The 9,713-nt window shown below is 57.6% G+C and carries 7 protein-coding genes and 1 other RNA gene; 4 read left to right on the top strand and 4 right to left on the bottom strand.

Annotated features, from left to right (window positions below; all coding sequences use genetic code 11):
• Window positions 1-52 precede the first annotated feature (52 nt).
• Window positions 53-1,921 (bottom strand): ribonucleoside-diphosphate reductase subunit alpha, encoded by a 1,869-nt coding sequence (locus tag B2344_RS04025; RefSeq protein ID WP_290484713.1) that lies wholly within the window; start codon window positions 1,919-1,921, stop codon window positions 53-55.
• Between the two features lie 410 nt (window positions 1,922-2,331).
• Between B2344_RS04025 and B2344_RS04030 the strand changes: the two genes are divergently transcribed.
• Window positions 2,332-2,847, top strand: a complete 516-nt coding sequence (locus B2344_RS04030) for a hypothetical protein (RefSeq protein ID WP_206992339.1) — start codon at window positions 2,332-2,334, stop codon at window positions 2,845-2,847.
• Between the two features lie 16 nt (window positions 2,848-2,863).
• On the opposite strand, the gene ffs is transcribed toward B2344_RS04030, so the two are convergent.
• Window positions 2,864-2,964, bottom strand: an RNA gene (gene ffs / locus B2344_RS04035) — signal recognition particle sRNA small type.
• Window positions 2,965-3,083: 119 nt separating this feature from the next.
• Here ffs and B2344_RS04040 point away from each other — a divergent pair.
• Complete coding sequence (locus B2344_RS04040) at window positions 3,084-5,171, top strand: alpha/beta hydrolase family protein (RefSeq protein WP_290478700.1); 2,088 nt, start codon at window positions 3,084-3,086, stop codon at window positions 5,169-5,171.
• A gap of 179 nt (window positions 5,172-5,350) precedes the next feature.
• The gene (locus B2344_RS04045) at window positions 5,351-6,427 is read left to right on the top strand and encodes an acyltransferase family protein (protein WP_206992337.1); all 1,077 of its coding nucleotides are present in this window, start codon (window positions 5,351-5,353) and stop codon (window positions 6,425-6,427) included.
• A gap of 9 nt (window positions 6,428-6,436) precedes the next feature.
• Here B2344_RS04045 and B2344_RS04050 read toward each other — a convergent pair whose 3' ends face one another.
• Window positions 6,437-6,622, bottom strand: coding sequence for a hypothetical protein (locus B2344_RS04050; protein ID WP_206992336.1), 186 nt, complete (start codon window positions 6,620-6,622; stop codon window positions 6,437-6,439).
• An 83-nt stretch (window positions 6,623-6,705) separates the two neighbouring features.
• On the bottom strand, window positions 6,706-8,532 hold the full coding sequence (gene typA / locus B2344_RS04055; RefSeq protein ID WP_034816009.1) for a translational GTPase TypA: 1,827 nt from the start codon (window positions 8,530-8,532) through the stop codon (window positions 6,706-6,708).
• A 161-nt stretch (window positions 8,533-8,693) separates the two neighbouring features.
• On the opposite strand from typA, the gene nudC reads away from it, so the two are divergent.
• Window positions 8,694-9,608 (top strand): NAD(+) diphosphatase, encoded by a 915-nt coding sequence (gene nudC / locus B2344_RS04060; protein ID WP_290484714.1) that lies wholly within the window; start codon window positions 8,694-8,696, stop codon window positions 9,606-9,608.
• The last annotated feature ends 105 nt before the right edge of the window (window positions 9,609-9,713 follow it).

Below are 9,713 nucleotides of genomic sequence, written 5' to 3' on the forward strand. Positions count from 1 at the left end.
GGGCCCCACGAGGCACCGGCCTTTTGTTATATGCCTATTTCCAGTCGCAGCCTTATTGGCAGGCGAGACACTCGTCATAATCGGTATTCGGGGTGTCCATTTTTTGGACTTCAGACTTCTCAGACCCGGCAAATGCCGCGCGCTGTACCGATTTGGAGCGGCAATAATAAAGCGATTTGAGCCCGCGCTCCCACGCTGTCCAGTGCAGCATGTGAAGGTCCCATTTGGCGATGTCGCCCGGAAGGAACAGGTTCAGGGACTGCGACTGGCAGATATAAGGCGTGCGGTCGGCCGCCAGTTCGATGATCCAGCGCTGGTCGATTTCGAACGCCGTCTTGAACACAGATTTCTCGTGTTCGTCCAGGCATTCGAGATGCTGGATGGAGCCTTCATGCTCGAGAATTGAGGTCCAGACCTCGTCTGTGTCCATATCCTTGCTGGCCAGAAGACGCTGGAGCTGTTGGTTCTTCACGGTGAAGGAACCTGACAGCGTCTTGTGGGTGTAGACGTTTGCCGGGATTGGCTCAATGCCAGCCGACGTTCCACCACAGATGATCGAGATCGATGCTGTTGGGGCCACGGCCATCTTGTGGCTGAAACGGGCCATCATGCCGACGTCACGGGCATCCTCACAGGGCCCCCGTTCTTTGGCGAGCTTGACAGAAGCCGCATCGGCACCCTGCCGGATGTGCTTGAACATCTTCTCGTTCCAGACTTTCGCCATGGCGCTTTCCAGCGGCACATTCATTGTCTGCAGGAAGGAGTGGAAACCCATCAGGCCGAGACCGACCGAACGCTCACGCTTCGCGGAGTAGACAGCGCGGGCCATTTCCGGCGGCGCGCGCTCGATGAAGTCTTCAAGCACATTGTCGAGGAAGCGGAAGATGTCTTCGATGAAGGTCTCATCCTTGGACCATTCGAGATACTTCTCGGCATTGACCGAAGACAGGCAGCACACAGCGGTGCGGTCCTGGCCTGCATGGTCGACACCGGTTGGCAAGGTAATTTCGGAGCAGAGATTGGACTGTGTGACCTTCAGGCCAAGCTTGCGCTGGTGAGCAGGCATGGCGTTGTTCACGGTGTCGGTGAACAACAGGTATGGCTCACCAGTCTGCATGCGCAGCTCAAGAATTTTCTGCCACAATTTGCGAGCATTGATCGTCCGGATAACTTCCTTCGACTTCGGACTGATCAGGCCGTAGTCCTCGTCATTTTTCACCGCTTCCATGAAGTCGTCGGTGATGTTGATACCGTGATGCAGATTCAGGGATTTCCGGTTGAAGTCGCCGGACGCCTTGCGGATTTCGAGAAACTCTTCGATTTCCGGGTGGTGGACATCAATGTAACACGCGGCCGAGCCACGGCGCAGCGAACCTTGGCTGATCGCCAGCGTCAACGAATCCATGACACGAATGAACGGGATGATTCCGGAGGTCTGACCGTTCTGACCAACCTTCTCGCCAATCGAGCGGACATTGCCCCAATAGGTTCCGATGCCGCCGCCATTTGATGCGAGCCAGACATTCTCGGTCCAGGTCTCAACGATATCGTCTAGCGAGTCGCCAACCTGGTTCAGGAAGCAGGAAATGGGGAGGCCGCGTGCCGCGCCACCGTTCGAAAGAACAGGCGTCGCAGGCATGAACCAGAGCTTGGACATATAATCGTACAGGCGCTGAGCGTGCTCGGTGTCGTCGGCGAAGGCCAGCGAAACGCGGGCGAACATGTCCTGATAGGACTCACCGGGCAGCAAATAGCGATCCTGGAGCGTCTTCTTGCCGAATTCGGTCAGAAGGGAATCACGCGACGGATCCATCACAATCGGGCTGCCTTCAACAACGCGCAGCAGGCCTTCCACTCCAGCCTTGGGCTTACCCTTGCGGAGCGCAGATTTAGACACAGTTTTTGCCTCGGTTGCAGACATAAGAGCAGCCCTTCAGAATCGATAGATACATATAGGTCCGGAAGCCCCTGAAAGCCAGATATTGCTCTCAACCCCGTTCCTGACACAAGATATAGTGTCTGAAGGTTAATATCGGGTCAACGGGCCTTGTCTCTAAAACGTCAAATTTGCCGTGGAATTCTGGTTAATCAATGATTAACACACCCATCGATGGCCCGCCAGTATTGGCCTTTCAGAGACTGCACAAATCTGCATCACAAATCTCTTTTCAGATTGGTCCGATTTTACCTCTTGGAAGATCAATCGACAGGGATTCAGTTAACGCAGAGTGACGATTCCTCAACCGATTGGTCCGACCTGTTGAGACAATCACTAACGTCCACCGTGCATTATGGTCTCATTGGTCCAATTCTGACCTGCAAGAGGATACTATGCTGAACTGGCTAAAGAATCAGACCCTTGAGAACTGGGCCAACGCGCCCATCGTGAATGACGGCGAAACGGTCATCGACGCCCCCGCCGCCGAGATCTTTGAACGACTGGACCTTGCCTCCCCAAGCAATGCCCTGCGCCAGCGCGGCTTTACCTTCGGTGCCGGCAACCCTGCCTACGACATTTTCGAGGCCAGCGACCCAGACCAGCCCGATGTCACGCTCGTCTTCGAAGTCACCGAATCCCGCCCGCGCAAACGCTATTGCTATCGCACGACTGCGCGGTCGACGGACAAGCACTGTGCGGTGACCGAATCATCTTGCGAGTTCACAATCGTCCCGCAAAAGGATGGTCGGCATCTGTTGCACCTTCAGGAGACCAGCACACTGACCCCGGGGCTCGACCGCAATCAATACATTCTGGAGCGCGCGAAGCTGAACTTCTCTGTGTTCCGGACATTGGCGCGCCTGAGGCTGCACCTCGAGCTGGGCACAGACCTGCGCAACATCAATTGATTGAATTTCATGGGTAAGGCGGAGACAGACGAGCGACCCGGGCGAAAAAACTCGTTGGGGCTGCTTCGTTCCCGACCTGACCCGATTGGCGAGCGACCCGTCCGCCGCCTGCCTCCTGCCGGTTATATGCGCCGAGCGGCCGCTCGGTGCAAGGGCCAGCGTCCACCCCGAAACACTTAACCCCTCCTCCAATACCGTGTTAGCCTTTCGGCACAGGGTTCTTGGAGGGATACTCAATGAAACTTCACCAAATTTGCGCCGCTGCAGGCCTGACGGCGGCTTTGGCCGTCACTTCGGCAATTGCTCAGGAAGAAACGGCTGAAGACAGCAAGCGCTTCACCGCAGAGCGCGTCTTCGACATCGAGTATGCGACCAACCCGCAGATCTCGCCAGACGGCAAGACCATTATCTATGTCCGCCACAGCATGGACCGGATGACCGACCGCGACACGGGTCATCTATGGATTATTGATATTGAGAGTGGTGCCCAGCGTCCCCTGCTCGGTGTGGGCGGCAGTGCAGGCGCGCCAAGCTGGTCGCCCGATGGCTCCCGCGTCCTCTACACGAGCACAGCGAGCGGAAAGCCCGAGTTGAAACTCGTCTATATGGACACCGGCTTGTCCTATTCGCTTGCACAGTTCACGGAGAGCCCATCAGGCGCCACTTGGTCTCCCGATGGCCGCAACATCGCCTTCTCCATGTTCGTACCAGGCGACAAGCCGGGCTTCGCGACGCCGCCGAAACAGCCCGAGGGCGCGAAATGGGCTGATCCGGTAAAGGTGATTGACGATCTGACCTTCCGGTTTGACGGTGCCGGCTATCTTGAAGATGGCGCGGACCAAGTCTTCGTACTGCCTGCAGAGGGCGGAACACCGCGGCAAGTCACGACAGGCGAAGCCGACATGGGCGGGCAAGCCTGGCTCGACAATGATACGCTGCTCGTCACGGGCAATCTCGCCGACGACCGCGACATGGACCCCATTGAGAGCGAGATATATTCGGTCGAACTGTCCAACCTCCAGATCACGCCCCTCACCTCACGCGACGGGCCGGACTTCGCCGCCACGCCCGCACCGGACGGACGCTCAATTGCCTTTCTCGGCTACGATGACGAGCTGAAATCCTACCAGCAGAACCACCTTTATGTGATGGGCCCGGATGGCTCGGGCGTTCGTGAGCTCCTGTCAGGCTTTCCCGGATCGCCTGGCCAGATCGAATGGGCACCGGATGGCAAAAGCCTCTTCATGCTGTTTGAGGACCATGGCGTCCTTACGCTGAACGAGCTGGATCTTCAGGGTCGCCTTACCCAGGTGGTCACGGGGATCGGCGGCACATCCATCGGCCGCCCCTATGCAGGTGGCAGTTTTTCGGTGGCAAAATCGGGTCGGCGCGAACAGATTGCTTATACAGCAGGATTTACAGATCGGCCCGCTGAAGTCGCCACGATCCGGTCGGATGGAAAGAATGGACGCATCCTGACGGAATTGAATTCCGATGTGCTGCCTTATCTCGACATGGCACCCATTGAAGAACTGAAAGTTGCGTCCAGCCATGACGGCCTCGAGATCGAGGCCTGGGTTGCCCTGCCCCCGAATTTCACGGCGGATGGCAGCTTCCCGCTTATCCTCGAAATCCATGGCGGACCGTTCTCCATGTACGGCCCCTTCTTCGCCAGCGAGATTCAGCGCTATGCTGCCGAGGGATATGTCACCGTCTATGTGAACCCACGCGGGTCGACCGGATACGGAGAAGAATTCGCCCAGGCCATCGACCAAGCCTATCCGGGTTATGACTATGATGACCTCATGAGCGTGGTCGACGAACTCGTCGCACGTAAATATGCTGATCCTGATCGTCTGTTTGTAACCGGTGGTTCTGGAGGCGGCATCCTGACGGCGTGGATCGTCACCAAGACGGACCGGTTTGCTGCGGCTGCCTCCATCAAACCGGTGATCAACTGGATGACGATGGCGCTTGCCGGCGACATCGCACAATTTGTCCGGCGTCACTGGATACGTGAAGATCCGTGGTCCAATCCGGACGCCTTCCTGAAGCTTTCTCCAATCTCGTATGTCGATCAAGTCGTCACGCCGACTCTGGTCATGGTTGGCGAAGAAGACTGGCGAACCCCGACCTGGGAAGCAGAGCAGTTCTACACCGCCCTCAAGATGAATGACGTAGACACCGCGCTCATCCGCGTGCCCGGGTCCTCGCACTATATTGCAGGTCGACCGAGCCGCCTGATTGCAAAAACCGACAATATCATGGGGTGGTTCGCCAAATATGATCCGGCCAAAATCGATGAGGATTCGGAGGGAAAATAGTCCCGAACCGGAATACCGTTCACGTTAAATCGTGAACGGTATTCTGGTGCTATAACCCCTTCAAATTGAGAGAAATTTGCGACTTCCCGCCCCGACCGACCGTGCGGGAAGTCCGATGGCACCCCTTTTGCATTGCCTCGCGTGTCTAACGGGACGAAAGCAGGTCAGGGGGCCTGGACATGCTGCACAGTATCAATTTGCTCAGGACATTGTCCTGCTACGCTATTGCGATCTTCCATATACGGGCGTTCGTGCATTCTCATTCGGACACTGTGCACCTGACCTTTTCTGCAGCGCCTGGATTTCACCTGTTCCTTGCGATCAGTGGCTTTATTCTGGTCTACATCACGCGCCCCGATGACACGCCCCTGAACTTTATGATGAAGCGCACCGTGCGAATTGTGCCCCTCTACTGGGCGGCAACAACATTGACCCTGCTCCTCGCCTTGGCGCGCCCGTGGCTCTTCCACGAGGCTGATACGTCCCTGTCCTCTATCGTGAGCAGCTATCTGTTCCTTCCACACTATGATCTTGGTGGCGATATCCAGCCGATCCTGTTCGTGGGCTGGACGCTTGGCTATATCATGCTGTTCTACTTGCTTTTCTCACTGTCGCTATTCGTGCCGGAGCGCGTGCAAGTTCCCGCTGCCATCCTCATGACCATTGGCGTGATTGCGGGAGCGCAGCTATTGCCCGCAGGTCCCTATCGCGAATTCTACGGAAACCCGATCCTCCTGGAATTCGCCATGGGCTGCATCATGGGGCTCGCTTTGCGACAGAAGGCCGTTCAGGAATTTGTGAAGCGCACGTCGATGTGGCCCATTGGCCTGATCGGCATCGCGGGCTTTGCCATCGCCATGAACACCACTTTGCCATCTTGGGGACGGATGGGTGTCTATGCTGTCTCCAGCGCGCTCGTCGTGTTTGCCTGCGCCGGACAAGATCTGTTCCGCAAACCGCTGAATAATGACTTCCTGTCGATGGGCGGCAAGATCAGCTATGGAATCTTCCTGATCCACCCCTTGCTGATGACAGCATTCGGGGTCACGCTGTTCCGCCTCACCAGCAATGACTGGGTCGCAACCATTCTCTTGTTCGCAACCGTGCTGCCGCTCACTTCGTTTCTTGCCTATCTCAGCTTCCGCTATTTCGAGACGCCGACAAATACATGGCTGCGCAAGGCGTTTCACCTGTCAAAGCTTCCGCCAAAATCGGTGCAGGGCAAGGCGGCGACCATGCGGCCGACTGTCGTATAGGATTGGCTCCTACTCGCTTGTCGCGGTCTCATCCCGACGACGTGTCTTGGCAACGCCGGTAATGATACCGAAGCCAATCAGCACGATGGCACCAGTGCCGATCCAGACCGGCGGGGCACCAAGCAGAAAGGCTGCATAGGCAAGCCCTGATACGAGGACCAGGAAACCGATCAGGTAAATTCCGAAAGACGACATTGCGCGCTCCAGTGCTTCTAAAACATCTGAAGACACAACGTGGCCATTGCAGACCGGTTCCCGGCCCGCATCAGCAATCTGACTTAGTCGCCCTTCTTGGCCGCGCGCTTGCGCTCATGCGGGTCAAGATAGACCTTGCGCAGCCGGATGTTCTCCGGTGTGACCTCAACCAGTTCGTCATCGGCGATATAAGCCAGCGACTTTTCCAGCGTCATCTGCAGTGGCGGCGTCAAACGCACAGCCTCATCAGTACCGGACGCGCGGACGTTGGACAGCTTCTTGCCCTTCAGCACGTTCACTTCGAGATCATTGTCGCGATTGTGCTCGCCAACAATCATCCCGCCATACACCTTGTTGCCCGGATGGATCATCATCGGACCTCGATCTTCCAGGTTCCAAAGCGCGAAGGCGACTGCTTCACCCTGCTCCATGGCGATCAGAACGCCCGTATGGCGCCCCTGGATCTTGCCCTTGTGCGGGGCGTATTCGTGGAAGACGCGGTTCATGATCGCGGTGCCGCGCGTGTCGGACAGCAACTCACCCTGATAACCGATCAGGCCGCGTGTCGGCGCATGGAAAATCATGCGCGTACGACCGACACCCGACGGGCGCATGTCCAGCATGTCGGCCTTGCGCTCGGACAGTTTCTGCACGACCACGCCGGAATGCTCGTCATCCACATCGATGACGACTTCCTCGATTGGCTCAAGCTTCTCGCCGTTCGGGCCTTCCTGCATCACGACTTGCGGACGTGAGACGCCCAGTTCAAAGCCTTCGCGGCGCATCGTTTCGATCAAGACGGCCAGTTGGAGCTCGCCGCGCCCGGAGACGGTGAACGCCTCGGCGTCGGTGGCACGCTCGACCTTGAGGGCGACATTGCCTTCGGCCTCTTTCAGCAGGCGGTCCCAGATCATCCGGCTGGTGACTTTCGTACCTTCGGTACCGGCCAGCGGAGAATCATTGACGCGGAATGTCATGGAGATGGTTGGCGGATCGATCGGTTGCGCTTCGATCGGCTCGCTGACGGAAGGATCACAGAATGTGTCGGCTACGTTTGCCTTCGTCGTACCCGCAAGGGACACAATATCGCCAGCCTGGGCTTCGTCGACCGGCACGCGGTCCAGGCCGCGGAACGCCAGCACTTTGGAGACGCGGGTCTGCTCGACCAGTTCGCCGTCACGGTTCAGCACCTTGATGGACTGGTTCGGTTTGATCGTGCCGGACGAGACGCGGCCCGTCAGGATGCGGCCGAGAAACGGATCGGAAGAAATCGTTGTGGCGAGGAAGCGGAACGGTCCCTCTTCCACTTTTGGTACGGGCACATGATCAACAACCATCTGGAACAGGGAATCCATGTTTTCGGTCTGGTTCTCATATTCGGTATTCATCCAGCCCTGCTTGGCCGAGCCGTAGAGGATCGGAAAGTCGAGCTGGTCGTCTGAGGCGTCGAGATTGGCAAAGAGGTCAAACACTTCGTTGATCACTTCATCGGGCCGACGCTCAGGCTTGTCGATCTTGTTCACGGCCACAATCGGGCGAAGGCCGACTTTCAGGGCCTTGGAAACGACGAATTTGGTCTGTGGCATTGGGCCCTCAGCCGCATCGACCAGCACGATGGCGCCATCCACCATCTGAAGGATACGCTCCACTTCACCACCGAAATCGGCGTGTCCGGGCGTATCGACGATGTTGATGCGATAGTCTTTCCATTCCACCGACGTCGTCTTGGCGAGAATGGTAATGCCCCGCTCTTTCTCCAGATCGTTGGAATCCATCATCCGTTCGGCGGTCTTTTCGTTCTCGCGGAACGTGCCGGATTGTTTCAGCAATTCATCGACGAGCGTGGTCTTGCCGTGGTCAACGTGGGCAATGATCGCGATGTTGCGCATTTTCTCGATAGGCGTGGACATGGAGGGTATGCTTTCGGGAGGGAGGCTGATTTGCCGCGCACATACACGTGCCCGCCGCGATTGGCTATGCTTTGTTGTCAGGCAGGCCCCTGCCGCGGCGAACCTCATTTACAAACCCGCCTTCAGGCGGCAAGTCAGCCGGGCAAAGTGAGGATCGCCACATGACCAATTCCAATGACATGCCGCTTGCTGCCAAGCCGATTGATCGTGCCGCGCATCACCGCAAGGACGATGCCTGGCTGGATGCAGCTTTTGCGCGCGACGATGTGCTGGTCCTGATGCTGCGCAATGGTGATCCATTCGCTGCGACAGATGGCGGCCTTGTCTGGATGGGGCCGGAAATCGAGAAAGTCTCGCCGGGTTCTCCCCGCATTTTCCTCGGTCAGGATACGAGCGGCGCACCCGTCTTCGCGGTTAATCTGCCGCCCAAATTTGATCTTGAAACCTCTCTCATCGCTGGCGTCGGCGAGTTCATAGAGTTTCGCGCGGCGGCCGGGCGCATGAGCGCGCTGGAAGCCAATTGCTCCTCGACCGCACGCAGCATCTTCCTTTGGCACGCCTCGCATGGCTTCTGCGCAAAGTGCGGCGCAGGTACCGCGATTGTCGAAGCAGGCTGGAAACGCGAATGCCCCGCGTGCGGAACCGAACATTTTCCGCGCACGGACCCCGTGGCCATCATGCTCGCGGTCAAGGGCGACAAATGCCTTGTTGGCCGACAAGCAAATTGGCCTGCCGGATTTGTCTCCTCCCTCGCAGGCTTCTACGAGCCAGGCGAAACAATCGAGCAAGCCGCCGCACGCGAACTGGAAGAGGAAGCCGGCATTGTCTGCGACCCCGCCAGCGCCGAATACATCGCTTGTCAGCCCTGGCCCTTCCCGTCTTCGCTGATGGTCGGCCTGATCCTGGAAGCTCAGACAGACGAAATCACGGTCGACACCGACGAGTTGGAATCGGCTGAGTGGCTTACGCGCGACGATGTCAAACGCATGCTGGCTGGCACGCACGACCGCTTCTTCTGCCCCCCGCCCATGGCCATCGCGCACCATCTGTTGAAAGTGTGGGCCGAACGGGGCTGATCGGGCGGTCTGACCTCAGACTATCCCTTTGCGGAGTTACGCAAAAATGGAGTTGATTTTGCTCGAATCATTCTAGGCTGAATGTTGCCATTTACAGGAGACCCG

Source organism: Hyphomonas sp. UBA3195 (assembly GCF_002366485.1).
In the GTDB taxonomy this organism is placed as follows: Bacteria; Pseudomonadota; Alphaproteobacteria; order Caulobacterales; family Hyphomonadaceae; genus Hyphomonas.